The 20,711-nt window shown below is 56.6% G+C and carries 14 protein-coding genes; all 14 read left to right on the top strand.

Going from position 1 to position 20,711, the window contains the following annotated elements:
• Nucleotides 1-122 precede the first annotated feature (122 nt).
• The 14 genes from THIMADRAFT_RS28075 (at nt 123) to THIMADRAFT_RS26825 (ending at nt 20,581) form a co-directional block, all read left to right on the top strand.
• Nucleotides 123-596 (top strand): 3'-5' exonuclease, encoded by a 474-nt coding sequence (locus THIMADRAFT_RS28075; RefSeq protein WP_233490314.1) that lies wholly within the window; start codon nt 123-125, stop codon nt 594-596.
• A complete protein-coding gene (locus THIMADRAFT_RS20790; RefSeq protein WP_007195084.1) occupies nt 593-3,880 on the top strand; it encodes a helicase-related protein in 3,288 nt (1,095 codons plus the stop codon). The genes THIMADRAFT_RS28075 and THIMADRAFT_RS20790 overlap by 4 nt, the downstream gene beginning before the upstream one ends.
• A complete protein-coding gene (locus THIMADRAFT_RS20785; RefSeq protein ID WP_007195083.1) occupies nt 3,877-4,638 on the top strand; it encodes a DUF4391 domain-containing protein in 762 nt (253 codons plus the stop codon). The genes THIMADRAFT_RS20790 and THIMADRAFT_RS20785 overlap by 4 nt, the downstream gene beginning before the upstream one ends.
• 10 nt (nt 4,639-4,648) lie before the next feature.
• Nucleotides 4,649-6,664, top strand: coding sequence for a site-specific DNA-methyltransferase (locus THIMADRAFT_RS20780; RefSeq protein WP_007195082.1), 2,016 nt, complete (start codon nt 4,649-4,651; stop codon nt 6,662-6,664).
• An 8-nt stretch (nt 6,665-6,672) separates the two neighbouring features.
• Nucleotides 6,673-9,804: a type III restriction-modification system endonuclease gene (locus THIMADRAFT_RS20775; RefSeq protein ID WP_007195081.1), complete on the top strand. Its 3,132-nt coding sequence runs from the start codon at nt 6,673-6,675 to the stop codon at nt 9,802-9,804.
• A gap of 1,318 nt (nt 9,805-11,122) precedes the next feature.
• On the top strand, nt 11,123-12,283 hold the full coding sequence (locus THIMADRAFT_RS20770) for a DUF3102 domain-containing protein (protein ID WP_007195079.1): 1,161 nt from the start codon (nt 11,123-11,125) through the stop codon (nt 12,281-12,283).
• A 357-nt stretch (nt 12,284-12,640) separates the two neighbouring features.
• Complete coding sequence (locus THIMADRAFT_RS28650) at nt 12,641-12,850, top strand: helix-turn-helix domain-containing protein (RefSeq protein ID WP_007195078.1); 210 nt, start codon at nt 12,641-12,643, stop codon at nt 12,848-12,850.
• 648 nt (nt 12,851-13,498) lie between these two features.
• Nucleotides 13,499-14,284: a hypothetical protein gene (locus tag THIMADRAFT_RS20765; RefSeq protein WP_007195076.1), complete on the top strand. Its 786-nt coding sequence runs from the start codon at nt 13,499-13,501 to the stop codon at nt 14,282-14,284.
• Nucleotides 14,285-14,338: 54 nt separating this feature from the next.
• Nucleotides 14,339-15,226 carry a hypothetical protein gene (locus THIMADRAFT_RS20760; protein ID WP_007195075.1) on the top strand — a complete coding sequence of 296 codons (888 nt, stop codon included), beginning with the start codon at nt 14,339-14,341 and terminating at the stop codon, nt 15,224-15,226.
• Between the two features lie 177 nt (nt 15,227-15,403).
• Nucleotides 15,404-16,357 carry an AAA family ATPase gene (locus tag THIMADRAFT_RS20755; RefSeq protein ID WP_040733398.1) on the top strand — a complete coding sequence of 318 codons (954 nt, stop codon included), beginning with the start codon at nt 15,404-15,406 and terminating at the stop codon, nt 16,355-16,357.
• On the top strand, nt 16,354-16,674 hold the full coding sequence (locus tag THIMADRAFT_RS20750; protein WP_007195073.1) for a hypothetical protein: 321 nt from the start codon (nt 16,354-16,356) through the stop codon (nt 16,672-16,674). Before THIMADRAFT_RS20755 ends, THIMADRAFT_RS20750 begins: the two co-directional genes overlap by 4 nt.
• Nucleotides 16,675-16,755: 81 nt before the next feature.
• The gene (locus tag THIMADRAFT_RS20745; RefSeq protein WP_007195072.1) at nt 16,756-17,730 is read left to right on the top strand and encodes a DUF3150 domain-containing protein; all 975 of its coding nucleotides are present in this window, start codon (nt 16,756-16,758) and stop codon (nt 17,728-17,730) included.
• Nucleotides 17,731-17,836: 106 nt separating this feature from the next.
• Entirely contained in the window at nt 17,837-19,618 is a 1,782-nt protein-coding gene (locus THIMADRAFT_RS20740) for a VWA domain-containing protein (protein WP_007195071.1), read from the top strand.
• A 609-nt stretch (nt 19,619-20,227) separates the two neighbouring features.
• The gene (locus tag THIMADRAFT_RS26825; RefSeq protein WP_007195070.1) at nt 20,228-20,581 is read left to right on the top strand and encodes a hypothetical protein; all 354 of its coding nucleotides are present in this window, start codon (nt 20,228-20,230) and stop codon (nt 20,579-20,581) included.
• Nucleotides 20,582-20,711 lie beyond the last annotated feature (130 nt).

The following is a 20,711-nucleotide window of genomic DNA, read 5'->3' as shown; positions in this document are numbered from 1 at the left end:
GTCAGGCATCATCATGGGTAGAGTATGACCGACAGTGCTATGCTTGCGACAGCGTTTGTGTTCCGTGGACAGTCGTGCACTATTGGAACCGTTCGTGCCGGTCGGTTCGCCTTCGCCATGTCATGGAACGGATCGACATCCTTGAACAGCAAGGAAATCAGGGGCAACGAGGAGGAGGAATGGAACCGGTTGTTGTGATCGACTTCGAGACCACCGGCCTGTCGCCGGATTACGGGGATCGTGCGACGGAGATCGCCGCAGTCTTGATCCGCGATGGTCGCATCGTCGATCAGTACCAAAGCCTCATGAACGCCGGTCGGCGCATCCCCTCGTTCATCGAGTATCTCACCGGAATCAGCAAAACCATGGTGCGCGAAGCACCTCCCGCAAAGCCGCTCATGTCCGAGATTGCGGACTTCGTCGGCGACTATCCCCTGGTCGCGCATAATGGCACATGCTTCTGTCGCGCGCGGATGAGCGAGTTCTTGTTCGATTCGTTTGAGATGCCACTCTCCACCGCTAGCTTCAATCAGTGCGTTCTTGACACCGAGCAAGACCTGCGCATGTCCAAGCGCGATTTGAAGCTCCCAGGATGAAGCTCCTCGACAACACCAACACGCTGCTCGGTGACGACCTCAAGGAAACACTGCTGCCAGGCGCGCGATTGAAGATCGCCGCCTCCTGCTTCTCGTTGTACGCCTTCGAGGCGTTGAAGGCCGAGTTCTCGAAGGTTGAGAGCCTGCAGTTCATCTTCACCGCGCCTACTTTTGTCGCCGCCGAGGTCACCGACCGTCTCCGCAAGGAGCGACGCGAGTTCTTCATCCCGAAGCTCGGCCGCGAGACCAGCCTCTACGGCACGGCATTCGAGATTCACCTGCGTAACAAGCTCACGCAGCGCGCCATCGCCCGCGAGTGCGCGGATTGGATTCGCCGCAAGGCCTGCTTCAAGTCCAACCGCACCCAGGCGCCGATGCAGGCGTTTGCCCACGTCAGCAACGACGCCTGCAATGCAGCCTACATGCCGCTGAACGGCTTCACCTTGGCCGACCTCGGTTATCAGAAGGGCGATGCGGTCTCCAACTTCGTCAACCGCTTCGACGAAGCCGCGCACACCAACAGTTACCTGCAGCTGTTCGAGCAGATCTGGCGCGACCCCGAGCAACTCGCCGACGTCACCGACGCGATCTGCAGCCATATCGAATCGGTCTATCAGGAGAATGCGCCGGAGCGCATCTACTTCCTGATGCTCTACAACATCTTCCGCGAGTTCCTCGACGATATCGACGAGGACGTGCTGCCCAATGATCGCACCGGCTATCAGGACAGCCTGGTCTGGCAGAAGCTGTTCAACTTCCAGCGCGATGCCGCCACCGGCATCATCAACAAGCTCGAGACCTATAACGGCTGCATCCTGGCCGACAGTGTCGGCCTCGGCAAAACGTTCACTGCGCTCGCCGTCATCAAATACTACGAGCTGCGCAACCGTGCAGTGTTGGTGCTCTGCCCAAAGAAGCTCGCCGACAACTGGCGCAATTTCAACACCAATCTCAAGACCAACCTCTTCGCCAAGGACCGCTTCAACTACGACGTCCTCTGCCATACCGATCTCTCGCGCACCCGCGGCGAGTCCTTCGGCATCCCTCTGAACCGGGTGAACTGGGGCAACTACGATCTCGTCGTCATCGACGAATCACACAACTTCCGCAACAACGAGGTCTACAAGGATCGCGAGACCCGCTACCAGAAGCTGATGAACAAGGTCATCCGCGAAGGCGTCAAGACCAAGGTACTGATGCTCTCCGCCACTCCGGTCAACAACCGCTTCACCGACCTGCGCAATCAGCTCGCGCTCGCCTATGAAGGCCAATCCGAGACCCTTTCGCAACAGCTGCGCAGCAAGAACAGCGTCGAGGAGATCTTTCGCCAAGCCCAGAAGGCCTTCAACAGCTGGTCGCAACTACCGCCGGACAAGCGCACCGCCGCCCGCATCCTTAAAACCCTGGACTTCGATTTCTTTGAGCTGCTCGACGCGGTCACCATCGCCCGCTCGCGGCGCCACATCGAGACCTTCTACGACACCCGCGACATCGGCCCCTTTCCTGAGCGCCTCAAGCCCCAATCGCATCACTGCCCGATCACCGCGCGCCACGATGTGATGGACCTGAATGCGATCTTTGAGCGACTGACTGCGCTCAAGCTCGCCGTCTACGCCCCGGTCAGCTACATCCTGCCCTCGCGGCTTGCTCACTACGAGGCGCTCTACGACACCCAGACGTCGGGCGGTCGCGGTCGGCTGCGGCAGGTCGATCGCGAGCGCAGCTTGCAAGCGCTGATGACCACCAACCTGCTCAAGCGCCTGGAAAGCTCGGTCGAGGCCTTTCGCCTCACCCTGCGCGCCCTGCTCGGCAAGATCAGCGACACGCTCGAGGCCATCGAGCGATTCGAGACCACCGGCGGCGCTCAGCCCGGCACGAGCATCGACGCAGCTTTCGATGCAGACCTCGCCGGCTTCGACCCGGACGACGACGACCTCAACGGCCTTGGCGACTTCACCGTCGGCAAAAAGATCCAGATCCACCTCGCCGACATGGACCGGCTCTCCTGGCAGCGCGAGCTGCGCGCCGATCTGGCTCTGATCGACGAACTACTCGCCTCGATGGACAAGGTCGCACCCGAGGACGACAGCAAACTTCAGCATCTCAAACAGGCCCTGCTCGCAAAGATCGACCAGCCGCTCAACACCGGCAACCGCAAGGTGCTGCTATTCACCGCCTTCGCCGACACCGCCAACTATCTCTTCAACCATCTCGCACCCTGGCTGCAGCGCGAGCGGGGTCTGCACAGCGGTCGCGTCACCGGCTCCGGCGCGCCCAAGACCACGCTCAAGGGCGCCTACGACTATCAATCTGTGCTAACCCTGTTCTCGCCCCGGTCCAAAGAGAAGGCGTTGGTCCTGCCCGACGAGCCGCACGAGCTGGATCTGCTGATCGGCACCGATTGCATCTCCGAGGGGCAGAACCTGCAGGACTGCGACACCCTGATCAACTACGACATCCACTGGAACCCGGTCCGCATCATCCAGCGCTTCGGCCGCATCGACCGCATCGGGTCACCCAACGCCCGCATCCAGCTCATCAACTACTGGCCGGACATCAGCCTCGATGAGTACATCAACCTCAAGGAGCGGGTCGAGAACCGCATGGTCATCGCCGACGTCACCGCCACCGGCGACGACAATGTGCTGACCGCCAAGAGCAACGACATCGCCTACCGCAAGGACCAGCTTAAGCGCATGCAAGACGAGATCATCGAGCTCGAAGACGCCAAGGCCGGCGTCTCGATCACCGACCTGGGCCTGAACGACTTCCGCATGGACCTGCTGCAGTACGTCAAGGCCCATGGCGAGCTGGATCAGCTGCCCTTTGGCCTGCACGCCATCGTACCCGCGCAGGCACCGATGGGGCTGCATCCCGGTGCCATCTTCGCGCTGAAGAACATTCACGAGAGCGTCAACGTCAGTCAGCAGAACCGCCTGCACCCGTTCTATCTGGTCTACATCGGCGACGATGGCGAGATCATCGCCGACCACACCGAGGTCAAGCGCCTGCTCGACCTGATCCGCGCCAGTTGCAAGGGCCAGTCCGAGCCAGTCAGGGCGCTGTGCCGGCTGTTCAACGAACGTACCGGGGACGGCCGTCGCATGGAGCGCTACTCCGAGCTGCTCAGCCAGGCCATCCACTCGATGATCGAGGTCAAGGAGGAGCAGGACATCGACAGCCTCTTCGGCGGTGGCCGCACCACAGCGCTGACCACCACCATCCAGGGGCTGGATGATTTTGAGCTAATCGCTTTTCTCGTGATTGAGGGGGGCAGCGCGTGACCCTGTATGCCTGGCCGGATGCCGCCGCTTACGGTCGAGTGATCCCGAAGGCCAAGATTTACGAACATGCCGGCGCCAGCCGGGCACTCAAGGAGGGCTTCGTGCGCGAGGTCGAGCTGATCATCTGGTCGCACAAACTTGCGCCTGAGACCATCAACCTCGCAGCCACGGACGCAGTCGCAGAAATCCAGATCTTCCGCATTGCTCAGAAGACGGCGGTGCTCGACCGGGATCTGCTGCGCGCAATCGACAAGGCCATCCCCTTTCCGCTGATTTTTGAGCTGAGCCATGGCAGCCGCATCAAGCTGGTCGCCGCCTGGAAACGAAGAAGCGGAGCCGACCGCGCGCGTTGGGTCGTCGGCGACTACTTCGAAGCGGATTGGCTGCTTGAGAAGGTGCCCCGTGCGCCGCTGCCGGTGGCGATGAATCTTGGCGCGCTCTATGAGCGGCTTCTGAGCCCGTTGGTCGAGAGACAGACTGCGCGGTTGATGCCCGGCGCTACTTCTGGCGTGGCCGAGGTGCCGCAAGGATATGCCAATCCCGAGACGCAAGCTGAGCCTATGTCGCTGGAGGCCCGCATTGCGCAGGCAGAAGCCATCGAGGCGAAGGCCCGTGAAGTCGAGGGAATCAAGGCGAGGCTATCGCGGGAGAAGCAATTCAACAGGCGCGTGGCGATCAATGCGGAGCTACGCGCGGCGAAACTAGAACTTGAGCGGTTAACTGCGGGACATACCGACACCGCCGCGACGAACGATTGAGAGAACAAGCATGGACAAACTGAAGATGCACAGCCCCGATCTGAGCCAGGAAAACATCGCGAAGGTCCGCGAGCTTTTCCCCGGCTGCGTGACCGAGGCGCGCGACGACTCAACGGGGAAGCTGCGTTTGTCGGTGGACTTCGATCAGCTCAAGCAGGAGTTGAGCGACCACATTGTAGATGGGCCACAGGAACGGTATAGGTTGGATTGGCCAAGCAAAAAAGAGGCCATTATCATCGCAAATGCTCCGATTGCAAAAACTCTCCGACCGTCTCTCGAAGAAAGCTCTAACTTCGAAAGTTCACGCAATCTCTTTATTGAGGGTGATAACCTTGAGGGCTTAAAGCTTCTTCAGGAAGCTTATCTAGGTGTGATTAAATTAATCTACATTGACCCCCCATACAATACCGGTAGGGATTTCGTTTATCAGGACGATTTTGCGCAAGGATCCACGGAGTTCTTAAAGCGCTCAATGCAGCACGATAACGACGGAAATAGGCTGCTCGCCCTCAGAGAAACCGAAGGTCGGTTTCATTCTGAATGGCTTAGCATGATTTATAGTCGTCTTCTCATTTCTCGCAACCTTTTGTGCCAAGAGGGGATTATAGTGATCTCCGTTGATGAGAAAGAGCATGCAAACCTAAAGAAAGTCTGTGACGAAATATTTGGCGCCAAAAACTTTTGCGGCGAAATTGTATGGAAAAATAGCAGCAAGAATGACCAAGCCTATATCTCGATCCAGCATGAGTACTTCGTTGTCTATGTGAAGGATAAGGAAACAAATCCAGGAGACTGGACCGAGAGAAAGGCTGGGCTTGATGAAATATATAAGGCTTTTGGTGGATTTCTATCTACGTATGGAAAAGAGTGGGATGCGATCCACAAAGCTGCACTAGAGTGGTATAAGGAATTCCCGCCCTCAAACCCGATCTATGACAGCAAACACTATAGCTGGATGGATGACAGGGGGGTTTATTTTCCAGCTGACATTTCTGGCCCAAACGACGGCCAATATGTGTATTCGATCGACCACCCAATCACCAAGCGACCGGTTAAAGAGCCATCGCGAGGCTGGTCTTGCCCGAAGGAACATCTTCTTTCGCTTATCTCGGAAGACAGGGTCCACTTTGGCAAAGATGAGACAACGGTACCTTGCCTTAAAACCTATCTGAAAAGTACAGAGACGGTTAGCCTTACAAGCATGCGCTTTTTAGATGGCCGCGCTGCATCGAAAAGGCTTCGAACGCTTTTTGGAGAAAAAGTCTTCACAAATCCAAAGGATGAGTTCCTTCTTGCAGAACTCTTTAAAGCAATGAAAGTCAGAGGAAACGACATCGTTCTTGATTTCTTCGGTGGATCTGGGACGACGGCGCACGCCGTATTTGAACTGAATCGCATACAGGGAAGCCGTTGCGCATTTCACATGATTCAGATTGCGGAGAGCTTGGAGGAAAGCCTTAAGGTTGCGACCGGCGCCGCAAAAAAGATCACCAAGAACGCGATACGTTTCCTTGAAGCTCGCGATCGTCCAGCCACAGTCGCAGAAATTTCGAAGGAACGTATTCGTCGCGCCGGCAAGAAAGTAATTGAAGGCGACTGCCACCCCGACTGGAACCGCGATGTCGGCTTCCGCGTTCTCAAGGTTGACACCTCAAACATGAAGGACGTGTACTACCGCCCCGACGAGGTCAAACAAGCGGATCTGCTCGACATGGTGGACAACGTCAAGGAAGATCGCACCGCAGAGGATCTGCTGTTCCAGGTGTTGGTCGACTGGGGCGTGGACCTGACCCTGCCCATCCGCCGCGAGACCATTCAGGGCAAGATGGTCTTCTTCGTCGACGACAACGCCCTGGTCGCCTGCTTCGAGCCTGGCGTAACCGAGGATCTGGTCAAGGAGCTGGCCGGCCATGAGCCCCTGCGCATTATCTTTCGCGACAAGGGTTTCGTCTCGGATGCAGTGAAGATCAACGTCGAACAGATCTTCCGCCAGCTTTCGCCGTCCACTGAAGTCAAATCGATCTGAGGTTGGCCATGAAGCTTAAATTCAAGGTCCAGCCCTACCAGACCAACGCCGTCGAGTCAGTCGTGGACTGTTTCGCCGGCCAGCCGATGACCGCTGGCCTGACCTATCGCATCGACCCTGGCCGCACGGCGCAGGTCAGCACCTTCGATGAGGGCTTCAAGAACGCCGATCTCACGTTGAGCGATGCGCAGATCCTCGAGAACATCCAGAAGGTCCAGCGCCGGCAGAACCTGCCGGTTTCATCGTCGCTGTCGGACTTCATGGCCTTTGACAAGAAGGGCGCCCGCGTCCCAGCAACGGCCGCGTACAGGAAGCAAGCGTTCGCCGCCACGCCGATTCACCTCGACGTCGAGATGGAGACCGGCACCGGCAAGACCTACTGCTATATCAAGACCCTCTTCGAGATGAACCAGCGCTATGGCTGGTCGAAGTTCATCGTCATGGTGCCCTCGATCGCCATCCGCGAAGGGGTCTATAAATCGCTGCAGATCACCGCCGAGCACTTCACCGAGAGCTACGGCAAGAAGGCGCGGTTTTTCGTCTACAACTCTAAGAATCCGCATCAGCTTGAGAGCTTCTCCTCAGACGCTGGCATCAACGTGATGGTCATCAACATCCAGGCGTTCAACGCGCGCGGGGCCGACAACCGCCGCATCTATCTGGAGCTGGACGACTTCCAATCGCGCAAGCCGATCGACGTGATCGCCTCGAATCGGCCGATCCTGATCATCGACGAGCCGCAGAAGATGGAAGGCAAGGCGACCTTGGAGGCGCTGCCCCAGTTCAAGCCGCTATTTATCCTGCGCTACTCAGCCACCCATCGCACCCAACACCACCGCGTGCATCGGCTGGATGCGCTGGATGCATTCAACCAGAAGCTGGTCAAGAAGATCGCCGTGCGCGGCATCCAGACCCGCGGGCTCGCAGGGACCAATGCCTATCTTTACCTCGAAGGCATCGACATCTCGAAGCAGGCACCGGTGGCGCGCATCGAGCTGGAGGTCAAGCTGAAGTCCGGCGAGATCAAGCGGCAGCTACGCCGGCTGCGCTTCCGCGATGACCTGTTCGTGGCGTCCGGTGGGCTGGACCAGTACAAAGGCTTTACCATCAGTCAAATCGACTACAACATCGACAGCGTCGAGTTCACCAATGGCGTCGTGCTGGCGGCGGGCGAGGCCAACGGTGATGTCTCGGAGCGCGACATTCGCCGCATTCAGATCCGCGAGACGATCAAGGCCCATCTGGACAAGGAGAAGCAGCTCTTCGCCCAGGGCATCAAGGTGCTGTCGCTGTTCTTCATTGACGAGGTGATCAAGTACCGCGACTACGGTCAGGCCGACGAAAAAGGCGAGTATGCCCGGGTCTTCGAGGAGGAATACGCGCTGCTCAAGGATGAGTATCTGTCCGAGCTGGCCATCGACAACGAGGACTACCGCAAGTACCTCGGCGAGATCGACCCAGCCAAGACCCATCAGGGCTATTTCGCGATCGATAAGAAGACCAAACGCCTCAAGGACCCGGAGGTTGGTGCCCGATCCGTCGACTCCGACGATGTCGACGCCTACGACCTGATCCTGAGGGACAAGGAGAGCCTACTGGCGTTCCCTGGCCCGCACGACAGCCCGGAGGACAGCGCCAAGAAACGGGTACGCTTCATCTTCTCTCACTCGGCACTGCGCGAAGGCTGGGATAACCCGAACGTCTTCGTGATGTGCATGCTCAAGCACAGCGACAACAGCATCTCCCGCCGGCAAGAGGTCGGGCGCGGGCTGCGGCTGAGCGTTGACCAGCAGGGCGACCGCATGGACCACCCGGGCTTGGTGCATGACATCAACGTGCTGACCGTGGTCGCCAGCGAAAGCTACAAGGACTTCGTCGCGGGCTTGCAGCAGGAGATCGTCGAGACCCTATCCTCGCGCCCGCGGCAGGCCACTGAAACCTATTTCACCGGCAAGGTGCTGCAGACCAAGCAGGGGCCGGTCGAATTGACCCCTGCAATGGCGAAACAGCTCTACCGCTATCTGGTCAAGAACGACTATACAGACGATTCCGATCACGTTGCCGATGCCTATCACGAGGCCAAGGCAGCGGGCACTCTGGCAGCACTACCGGCTGACCTACAGCCCCACGCCGACCAGATCTTCGAGCTCATCGACAGTGTCTTCAGCGAAAAGCAGCTGCCGACACCCGAGGATGGTCGCAAACCAAAGACCAATCCGCTCAACGCCAACTTCGAGAAGCATGCCTTTCAGGAACTCTGGCAACGCATCAACCGCAAGGCCGTTTATCGCGTTGACTTCGAATCCGATGAGCTGGTCGACAAGTGCATCAGCGCACTCGATCGCCAGCTACGAGTCACGCCACTGCAGTACATCGTGCAGAAAGGCCTGCAGCAGGATGGGCTAACCGACGAGCAGTTGCGCAAAGGGGATGGCTTCAAGGTCTCGGAAACGACGACCGAACAGGGCGACTCCATCCACTCGCGGGTGAGTTATGACCTCTTGGGCAAGGTCGCCGAAAACACCCAGCTCGTTCGACAGACCGTGGCTGATATTCTAAGCGGTATCCAGCCCGCCGTGTTCCATCAGTTCCCGCAGAACCCGGAGCACTTCATCGCCGAAGCCTCACGGCTGATCACCGAGCAGAAGGCCGCCATGGTAATCGAGCGCTTGGCCTATGACGAGGTCGACGAACACTATGACGTCGACATCTTCACAGCCAGCCAGACCGGGCAGGATTTCTCCCGCGCCACGGCCAAGCTGAAGCACCATATCTACGACTACGCCATCGTCGATTCCAATGTCGAGCGGGGTTTTGTCAACGAGCTGGATACCAGCACCGAAGTGGTGGTCTACGCCAAACTGCCCCGCGGCTTCCTGATTCCGACACCGGTCGGTGACTATAACCCGGACTGGGCGATTTCATTCCGCGCCGGGAGCGTGCGGCACATCTACTTCGTCGCCGAGACCAAGGGTAGCATGTCGTCGATGAAATTGCGCGAGATCGAGCAGACCAAGATCGCCTGTGCGCGGAAGTTCTTCGATGAGATCGGCCAGCGCATCACCGAGGATAAGGTGAAGTACGATGTCGTTACCGATTTTGCCAAGCTGATGGATTTAGTTAGCCCGGCTTCCAGCTAAGCCAAACGTGAGCGAATCGTTTATGCGCAGGACGCAGGACCTTTGCATCCTTTTAGCTTCGACCCGAAAACTGCCGTGGACAGTGCACCAAGTGCACCAAGTGCACAACGTGCACAAGAATGCCGCGAGGGTCAGGGGTAAGCACCAGCAGCAGGTTCAACTCGATCGACCGGTCGGCTACTTCTGAAACGGCCGACGACAGTTAGCGGCTGGCACAAAAACGAGCTGAACCAGTTCCGCCCGACGCAACCGCAGTTCATCCGTACACCATTTAAGGAAGTCGATAACTGCTGTTTGCTCGATGCCCATTGGGGACGTCAGTACGAAATCGCTTAGCCCGAAGCCAGGCTCTTGCCGAGTTCGATGATACTGTGCCATTTATGTAACGGCATTCCTTCGACATACTCCCGATATAAAACGCTGTCTGTCGGGCCGGGTATGAAGGCTGGGCGATCTTTTAGTAGCCCGAAATGAATCTCCAGTGGCTGTTCAATGTCATCATAGTCGGGCAGAACGTTTGCCAATCATCCAGAGATTGCATGTTAGCATTGTGCTGGGCGTAAGGAGCAGTTACTGAAAAGAGTAGGGCGGTTGCCAACAGGAAGCGAAGTCTGTTAGGAATACTTGGTGGATTCATTGACTACTCCTTTTGGCAAGATCCAGGACGATGGTGATCGAACGGCGGATTTGAAACTAAAGGTTACCTTCTGCGGGCATCGCAGGGCGACGAACCATCTTTGAACCTTCGATATAAGTTCAAAAAAACGACCGGAGCGATACTTGCGATTCTGACATGCAGTGCATCCGAAGCCGACCGAGTGTTGGTTGCGAGGTAGAGAAAAGATTCAGTTCAACATGCTGTCCTTTCCGAAGCGCTATGTCCCGACATATGATCCATAATTTATGCGAGGTGATATGACGGGTAGGACAGTGTGTACACTGATCGTCGCAATGTGCCAGCCGACAGTCATCAGGTTTGAGGCCCGCTTTCGCCGATTCGGCTACACTGCCGACGCAGGAACGCGAAGCGGTGGAGTTGCGTCAAAACAACAAATGTCGGCTTGACAACGACAGACGACGGACTAAACTGATGGTAGTGATTCTCTAATCACACTTTCCCATCTGGCTCGGCCAAGCCGAGCATTATATAAGCGGTGACAACCCTTCTCGGGAACTAAGTCACCCAATTAACAAATAAGCCTTATATCGTCAGTGACCGTCATGCGGTGGCTGGATTATCAAAGGTTTGCCCTCCTTTCTATAGTGTATCTCATTTTTTTTTGGCCGATGGGCATCAACGGCCAGTGAGATATTTTCCATGCTTAACAAAGAGTCTACTCCCTACTTAGGTAAGAAGTCTGTCCTGGCCGAAGCGATGTCCTCCGCATTGCCGGAGAACACCAGCTCTTGCTTCGGTTCTGTCCCCTCTCTGATCGCACCAGACGAGACGACGGCTGCGCAAGCGTCAGTGTCTCCAACCGAGACGATCGAAGAACCTGAGGCGAAGATCGAAATGTGGGCCGCTAAGATCAACACGGCTCACGCGAAGGGTGTCAGCGCCATCATCGAGATCGGAACGCAACTTTCCCAAGCCAAGGAAGCCTTGGGTCATGGCAATTTTACAAAGATGATCAAGACCAAGATCCAATTCGGTGCACGCCAAGCCGAGAAGTACAAACGAATTGCCGAACACCCGACGCTGGCAAATCCGAACTACAGTTCGTTTTTGCCGGGCAGTGTCGCGCTGCTGAATCTCCTGGCGAGTGTCAAGGATAAGAACCTCGTTCTAACCGCCGTCCAGCAGGTGCAAGCTCGGATCAATGCAGGGGATAAAGTCGATCTGCACGACAGAGCGTTTTGGATCGGGCTGATTCCAGCGTTGGATCAGCCGGCCAAACAGGAGCAGCCGACTGCGACGACGAGCACCGAAACCACAAGTGATTCAGTGCCACCGACGGCACCGGATGACGGTGGTTCATCCACTCAGGTGACCAATGAACCAGAAGCGGATGCGACAACAGCAACTGCCACCGGATCGGCCCAGGCTTCGGCCAGTGCTGTAACAGGGACGGAGCAGACGGCCGTGATGCATCGGCCAGACACGGATCAGGCCGAACCAACAGCGCTTGGGACCGAGGAACGTCAAGATCCACCAGCAGCGGAGCACACGGAGGCGATCGCTCCAACGACCGAGGACGCAAACACGCCAACTGACCAGGCGGATCTGGCCAAGCACGGAATTGTCCGCCTTCCGAGCCCAACACAGGCGCTTGAAGAGCTGGCGGATCTGCGCTCGCGTGGTCTTGATTCGACGAACCTTTCAGAGAAGGAAAAACAGCAGGGGGATGCCTTGTACCACCTCTGGGAGGAGACGATGAAGCCGAAATGGCATGAGTATCCGAAAGCTGTTCGCATTATCCTGTTGGAAACACTTCTTAAGGAAGAACTGAAGGACGAGAACCGGAAGGAAGCCGCGTAAGCGATCCTCGAATCTCACCCAACCAGCCGCCCTCACAAAGGGCGGCTTTCTTGTGCCCGTTCTAACGTGACAAGTCGAACACCAACGGTCGATCCGTCAGACGAAAGGTCCACGTCGCTCAGTCCGGCAGACATGACCCAGTCAACCGACGAGACGAACGGATGCATCGTCGATGTCAGATCAACGTGCAGAAGACACGAGCACGTTGCCGAATCATCCACCTGACAAAGACCGCAGATGGCTGAAGCGATTGTAGCAGGTTAGGGACAAGGGGCTGATCGATCGAGATAATCGATTTCACAACGCACACATTTAGAAAGTGGATGTCACCGCGACATACACGGGGAGGATGTGACGATGCACAAAGTACAATCGCGGGATCAAGTGATGGGTGAGCGTCTTCGCACAGCGCGTGATCATGCCCGATTAACGCGCGAGGATGTCAGTGCACGTTTAGATGGATCAATCAGTCCGAGTCGACTGGCGAACTACGAGCAGGGCATCCGACGCCCCGCACTCGAAGACGTGGAAGCGATCGCACGGGTGTTGAACGCATCACCGGCGTAGTTGTTGGCACTATTCTGCGATGCTCAGCATCAGATGATTGGCCATCACATCTACACGATGTCATCACGTCGTTGTTGTCACACGCAGGAATTGGCCGAGTAATATGTAAATATAGTAATGGACGGTACCATTATCGTCCAAACCCCAATCCCTTCTGCTATTCAAGAAAGCCGCATTGACGCCGTTTCGGTGTCGTGCGGCTTTTTTGGTTGGAGATTCAAATTATGTCTCGAATCAAGTGCTGGCTGGATATGCATGACCGATTACCCGAATTATCCGACGCTGTTCTGGACGATCCTCGGGAACCAGAGGAAGAAGGCAAGTCAAGAGATCGATCAATGATCGACGATTTGCCTGGCTGGAAGAACTCAGTGTCTTCAACGTCTGCTTCGGAGAAGGAGTCCTTCTGATGCTCAGTCTAAATGTCCACGATGTTCAGAACATCGATCTGGGTTGCGTTCGCAGTTATTTCTGCCGAGACAACAAGCGTCTGTTCTACGCCCGTGAGATTCTGATTCACAGCGTCTCGGGAAGTTTCCGACTGTCGCTTTTCGCCGATCAAACGCAAGACTTAGACCTTGATCAAGCGGAGCTGTCACGATTTCCGACTGAACTCAATGCCATCATAACGGATGAAGGAGTATCGCTATGTCACAAGAGCTGAATCTTATACCGCAGATGTCCGAGAACGAGGTCGGACAGTCGGTCGACTTGGCATCGCCACTGGATCTTCCAATCGAACTTTTTAAGGAGGGTCTCGAACGGCGGTCCAACAATCGAGCCATGCTGTTGAGCTGGATTCGTTCGGCGCTTACGGAGGGTGTCGATTTCGGAATTATTCCGACGAAGAACGGCAACGCGAAGAAGTCACTTTGGAAACCGGGTGCCGAAAAGATTGCCGGAATGCTCGGCGTTGTCGGGCGCTTCACCTTTCAGGATCTGGATTCGCTGTTGGCGCAAGGCGTCATACCCGAGTATGTCGTCGTGCATTGCCAGCTCGTCGACACGACGTCTCGCGTCCTTGCGCAAGGTGTCGGTGCACGCAGTCTGAAAAAGGACTACGGCGACCTGAACAAGGCGCTGAAGATGGCGGAGAAATCCGCTCACATCGACGCGGTACTGCGACTCGGTGGTTTGTCTGAAGTCTTTACTCAAGACATCGAAGACATGCCCGCCGAAGCATCCGTCGTTCGTTCAATCAAACCTGCCGCCTCTTCGAGCATTTCGACCATCACGGTCGAGCAGGTGCAACGCCTGCAAACGCGAATCCATGCGTTAAACCTTCAAGAAACCCGCGTCCTGAATTGGACGCGACGCAAATGGAGTGTCACTCGGCTGTCCGATCTGACCGCTCAACAAGCGTCGCAGCTTTGGCAGAATCTGAACGCCTGGGCCTCCGAGCAGCAGCGTCCGATCGAGAATCGCGCCGGATAAGTCAATTTCACAGCCCACGGAAGGGCATCCCGAACCCTTCGGAGACTCACATCGATGAACATCACCAATGTCCATGCGCTACCGGAAACCTTCCGCAACGCGGTGCGCTTTCTTGAGAACGTCCGCCAACCCATCGATTCGAAGCGCAACGCGATCAGTGTCACGCGCTTGATCGACTCTCCCCGTATCGTACAACTTCAGAAACGTTACGGGGAACAACTGACCGCCGATGTCACCGATCAGCTTTGGGCCTTGCTCGGATCGGCATTGCATCAGGTCCTCGCCTGGAATACCGACAACGAGGACGTTCTGACGGAGCAACGCATGTCCGTCGACATCAACGGCTGGAACGTCTCCGGCCAATTCGATCGCTTTGATACCGCGATCGGGTTGCTCTCGGACTACAAAGTCACGTCGGTCTACGGCGTTCTGAACGGTGTAAAACCGGAGTGGGAGAAACAACTCAATGTGCTGCGGTATCTTCTCGCGCTGAATCGGTACCGCGTCGATCGCCTGGAAATCATCGCCGTGTTGCGAGACTGGCAATCGGCACAAGCGCTGCGTGATCCGTCCTATCCAGCGATTCCGGTTGTCCGGATCGAGGTTCCGGTCTGGGATCTGGTCGACACCGAGGACTACATTGTCTCGCGTGTGAAACTGCATCAACAGGCGGAAACCGAGCAAACATTGCCGGAGTGTACGCCGGCTGAGCGGTGGGAAAAAGACGCAACCTATGCTGTCGTCAAACCCGGTCGCTCACGGGCTCTTCGTGTGTTTACGACGCGTGAAGAGGCCGAAACGCTGGTTGAGGCAACGCCTGGAAGTGCGCTACAGGTGCGTTCGGGTGAATCCATTCGGTGTGAACGCTTTTGTCCCTGTGCTGCGTTTTGTGACCAATTTCAGGCGTCACAGAAGACCGCGCAACAATCCATAGCCGCTTAGGAAGACCGCTCGACCCCCCTTGACGACTCCCGCAAGAGAGTCGTTTTTTTACTCCGTATTTCGGCTTTTTATATGTAGATGTCTGATTAGTTTCGCTGTTTGCGGAATCGAACGGCGCAGTCGCTTTGACTTGCGCATTTTCGTTTGTAAACGCCCGACTGTTGGACATCCACCATGATGATTCAGACACAACGCTACGATGTTGCGACGACCTTCGGTGTCAACGCGCGCCCCGGACTTGAGGTCCAGGGTTTCGCCGACGACACCCATCCGCAGATTCCCGTCCGCAAGCCCTATGTGTTTCGCCCCGAGCTGCTGCGCGACGTGCTGGCCTACCTGCACGACGCCGGTGGTGACGGGATGTTTCTGACCGGTCCTACCGGTGCGGGTAAGACCTCCCTGATCAACCAGGTTGCCGCGCGGCTGAATTGGCCCGTGCAGTCGGTGACGTGTCACGGACGCATGGAGATCGGTGCGCTTGTCGGTCAATTCGTGCTGATCAACGGCTCGACGCAGTTCGTGCATGGTCCGTTGTCCGTCGCTGCACGCGACGGGCATCTACTCATCCTCAACGAGTCGGACCTGATGGACCCGTCCGAGCTGGCCGGCCTGAACGATATTCTGGAAGGTCAACCCTTGGTTATCGCCGAGAACGGTGGAGAGGTCATCAAGCCGCATCCGCAGTTTCGGGTGTTCGCCACCGGCAACAGTGCCGGCTCCGGTGACGGTTCCGGTCTGTACCAAGGCGTGCTTCGCCAGAATCTGGCCTTTATGGATCGCTTTCGTGTGATTCACGTCGGCTATCCGGATGCCGTGATCGAGAAGCAGGTCGTTCTGAGTGCTGTGCCGAGCATGCCGGAGACTATCGTCGAGAAGATGCTTCACGTCGCCGAAGAAGTTCGACGCCTTTTTCTGGGCTCGGACCGGGAGGCCGGCGAGCTGACCGTGACCATGAGCACTCGCACGCTGGTGCGTTGGGCATCGCTGAGTTTGACGTTCAAGGGTGCGCCGAATGTCTTTCACTACGCCCTGGAGCAAGCACTGACCGCCAGAGCAGAACCGGAGCAACGTGAAGCCATCCACCGAATTGCCGCCGACGTGTTCGGCGACTACTGGGAGGCGACACCGTGAAGGCGTTTGAACTCTACCGATTCACGCATCCGAACGGAACCGCCAAGGAGTGGGCCTACTGCGATCTCGGCACCGGAGACGCCGAGATTCGTTGGGGTCCGCAAAACCAGCTTCGTCACGCGCAAGTCAAGCCGCTGCGCGAAGCATGGGAGCGTGCGTTACAGAAAGTCCGCAAGGGCTATGTCAAGGTCGGCATCGTCATGCTCGATGAGTCGGGCGCGCACGTAAAGCTCACTCCCTCCAACCGCCGCAATACCAAACCAGCCGTTGACCTCTCGAACCTCCTCGGTTCCGAGGACGGCGGATTCTACTTCTAGCCACCACCACCAACCAAAACCCGAGCGGCGCCACGTTCGCCGCAAGGCGGGCGCGTGCGTCGTGAGGGTCGGAGATCACACATGACGACCTCGACAACAACCATTACCGATCAGATTACGCTCGTTGTACTGGATGTTCGAATCTGGTCGGGACGGAAAAAGCTGAGTGCGGAAGACCTCAATCTCTCGCCTGGCGAAACGCCTCCGGAAGAGCTGATCACGCTTGGATCAAAGCGCATTTGCGATCCGGAACTGCTGAAGCCGTTTTTCCGGCTCAAGCAAAACGCCGAACGGATCTGTCTTGGTGTCGGCACGCGGTTTCTGAGCGGATTTGCCGTTCCCAACAACGAAGCTGATGCGGTGGCGTCCGAACTGTATCGGCTCAAGGCCGAGTACGACCAAGCATCCGACGTGTTTCTCAAGAACTACGATTCGGCGCTTGCGCAATGGATCGAAAGTTTGCCCGCTTGGGAAGCTCCGATACGACGGGCAATCGAGCCCGCCGAATCCGTTGCCAATCGCCTGAAATTCGGGTTTCAACTGATCCAAATCAACCCCTCCGACAATGCAGGGACGCTGCATGAAGAGGTTGCCGGTCTCGGTGATTCCCTCTTCGGAGAGATCGAACTGATGGCGCGGGACTTGGAAGGTAGTTTTGCCGGTCGGCAGAAGCTGCATCGTAAGTCACTGGCGACATTCGCCCGCATTCGAGAGAAATTGGCGTGTCTGTCGTTTCTCGATATTCGAATTGCTCCGATCGTCAAAACACTGGATGACTGGACGCGTCGTTTGCCGGAATCAGGAGCCATTGAGGGTCCGATCTTCAACGAAGGCATGGGTCTGGCGCTGTTGCTGTCTGATTCCAGCTTAATGTCGTTGCATGGCGCTGGGCAACTTAGCCTGATGGATGCGACAACGGAAGCAATTGCTACGGCGAATTTTCCGCCATCGGTCGACAATTTCGGAAAGGATGCCGATGCCGATGCCGATATGGATCCAATCATTCCGTCGAAACGGCCGTTTGTGAAACCCGAAAATACTAGCTTCTACTTTTAGCCGCTCTTGGACCTGGCCAACAACCGGGTCCTATTCTTCGACTTTGCGGGGGTCTTTCGACCCCGCAAGGGTCGTCAGCTTCCGCACCTAACAAAAGGTGCATCAAATGAACAGCAACTCGACACTCACCAACGCACTGCCCATCGTTGCCGCAGCCTACGGGCGCAAGTTCGGAGTGCAAATTGCGATCGGCGGTAACGAGGCGAAGACCAACGGTAAGGTCATCCAAATACCCGCCGTTGCCGACACCGCCAAAAGCCTCGCCTACGGGTATCTCGCCCACGAGGCCGGTCATGTTCGCTTCACGGACTTTACCCTGTCCCGACATACTCAGCCGCTCGGTCGATTCGTCGAGGGCATCTTGGAAGATGTCCGGATTGAGAATGCCATGATTAGGATTTATCCCGGTACGCGTACCACTCTCGACAGCGTCATGGACGCACTGATTGCGGACAACACGTTGGTTCCAGTAAACGCTCAAGCCGATCCCGTCGAGATCTTCGGCAACGGCCTCCTTCATCTGAGCCGACATCGGTACCGTCATCAGAAGGCACTGCGCACCCATGCGAAGCAAGCAGATAAAGTGATGCGCCGAGTGCTGGGTACGAGGTTTGTTCATCGGCTACATGGACTTCTGACCGAGATCCCGACGCTGGCGAGTACCACTGACTCCATGGCGCTGGCCCGGAAGATTGTGTCATTGGTCGAGGAGGAGGCACAGAACCCAACACCCCACCCGACAACATCAGAGGACGACAAGCACTCAGAAGATGACGATCAGGAGCACGAGCAATCAGCTCAAGGTTCCGAAGGCGAAGAATCCGAAGCTGAGAATCAAGAAGGGGAGGGCGCGGATGATGGTGCTGATGGCACGGAATCCGACACTGACAATCCACAAGGGGAGGACATAGATGATGGTTCCGGGGGCGAACAGCAAAGCACCGAGAATCCAGCTCAAAGCACCGAGAATCCAGCTCAAGGCGCCGAGAGCCAAACTTCAGACGCTCAGCCTGTAGGTTCCGATATCAAGAATGCCCTTCAGTCCGCACTGAACGCCACCGAGGAGGAACTTCCCGAAGATGTCTTTGCGACCGTTGCCGAAACTCTCAGTGCCGAGAGCATTTCGTCGCCGACACTGCTGCCGACCAAGGAGCACTATGTCGGTAATCCTCACGTGGGTCGAACCGCCCTACAGCGCGTCAAGATCCACTCCTCAAAACTAACCGCCCGTCTTCAGGGGCTGGTCCAAGCCCGCACTCTGACTCGTCATCGCACCGTGCAACGCGGTCGCGACTTGAGCCCGGCGCGCCTGCATCGGGCCGGTGTCGGTGACCCGCGTATCTTCAGGACCAAGAACGACAAGGTCGCACCAAACACGGCGCTGCATCTGCTGGTGGACTTATCGGGTTCGATGGCTGGCGGGCAAGACCGAATCGCACTGGATGCTGCAATGGCGTTGGCTCTTGCGTTGGAGCCAATCAATCATGTTTCGCGGGCCGTCTCGGCATTCCCTGGTCTTCGGGGTCAAGATCAGAACGTGACGGCGATTCTCGGCCATGGAGAGCGGGTCGCCAGCCGAGCCGGTGCCTTCGTGCAGGACGCCAGGGGAGGCACGCCCATGACCGGAGCACTTTGGTTCGGGGCTGCGGACCTGCTGTCTCGGTCCGAAGACCGCAAAGTGCTCCTGACCTTGACCGATGGTGCGCCCAACGACGTGCTTAGTGCCAAGGATCTGGTCACCCGCGCCACCCAAGCCGGAATCGAGTGTATCGGGGTCGGCATCGGTGTCTATGTAGGCCGGCTGTTTCCCGTCGCGGTACGGATCGACGATATTGCCGATCTGAAGAACGAGCTGTTCAAGGTCGCCGAGAAGTTGCTCCTTAGATGAGGCTCGTCGCTGGACTCACGCAAGCGTGAGTCCTTTTTTTTGTGGCTGTCGGTAGTACGCCCGATCCAGTGCACGGCGTGCACTGAGCAGGGAAGTCGACCGTTGGAACCTTACGCCAAGCCCTGGTGCTGCTGGTGCGAGATAGAGGTCAACGGCGTGCTCAAGCCCCTTAGCAGGGCAGTCCGGGCGGGGTCGGCAACCCTCGACAAGCACTTATCGTGTTCTTTCGGTCGATCCGGTCAAAATAACGAATCAAAAAAACGAGCCGAAATGTCACGGGAGTATACAGTCGAATAATGCACTTAACGACCAACTAATAGGGTGAAGTGGAGATCTCTTAATAACGATTTCAAGTATCGCTGGTGTTAACGCTAGTTAATGAATCCAGTTAAAATCATTCGCGTAATCTGTGGCTTGCGATTGGGTTGCCGATTCGTGCTCAATGCAAGTTTCTTTCGGTTTTGCTCTTGACTCTGCCGCGCTTCCTTCTATCATCTCACCCAAGGCGATGCGCTAGTGATCCTCTTGCTCATACCTCGACTTCTTCGCCGGTCACCTATCCCTTGACCTATTGTTGCGTTCGCGCATCATTTTTAGAGGAGAAACGCGATGGTGAAAAAGCCGCTGAGTGATGAGGAGAAAGGCAAAATCGCCCGATTCCAGCATTCGTTATCATCCGAAAGCTATCCGCCCTATTGGCGCTGTCTGGATGGAGAACAATTGACCGGCATAATCAAAGCCATGGAAACGAGACCGAACGTTTCTGGCGTCATGCAGGACGTGATCGTTGTCCAAGAGAAGAACGACGATATTTGGTCGGTGTGGGTCAACGGCTACATTAAAACCGCCCTTGAATTGCGTAAAGCTACGATTGGCTCGGTGATCAATATCAAGTGTGGCGGGAAGGTCAAAGTCGAATTCGGGCACGACTACAACGCCCTGCAAATTCGTATTCTCAATTGAGAGGAAAAACAGATGTCGAAAAAGAGTTCTTTGAGCAATAGTGAAAGTAACGGTTCAAAAACTAGTTAAACATTTTAACAAGCGAACCCATTTGGATCGACGAGGTAGTTCCATTGTCCGTTCACGCAAT

The organism is Thiocapsa marina 5811 (assembly GCF_000223985.1).
Taxonomy (GTDB): Bacteria; Pseudomonadota; Gammaproteobacteria; order Chromatiales; family Chromatiaceae; genus Thiocapsa; species Thiocapsa marina.
The sequence above is the reverse complement of the archived record's forward strand: the minus strand, read 5'-3'. Positions and strand labels throughout refer to the sequence as shown.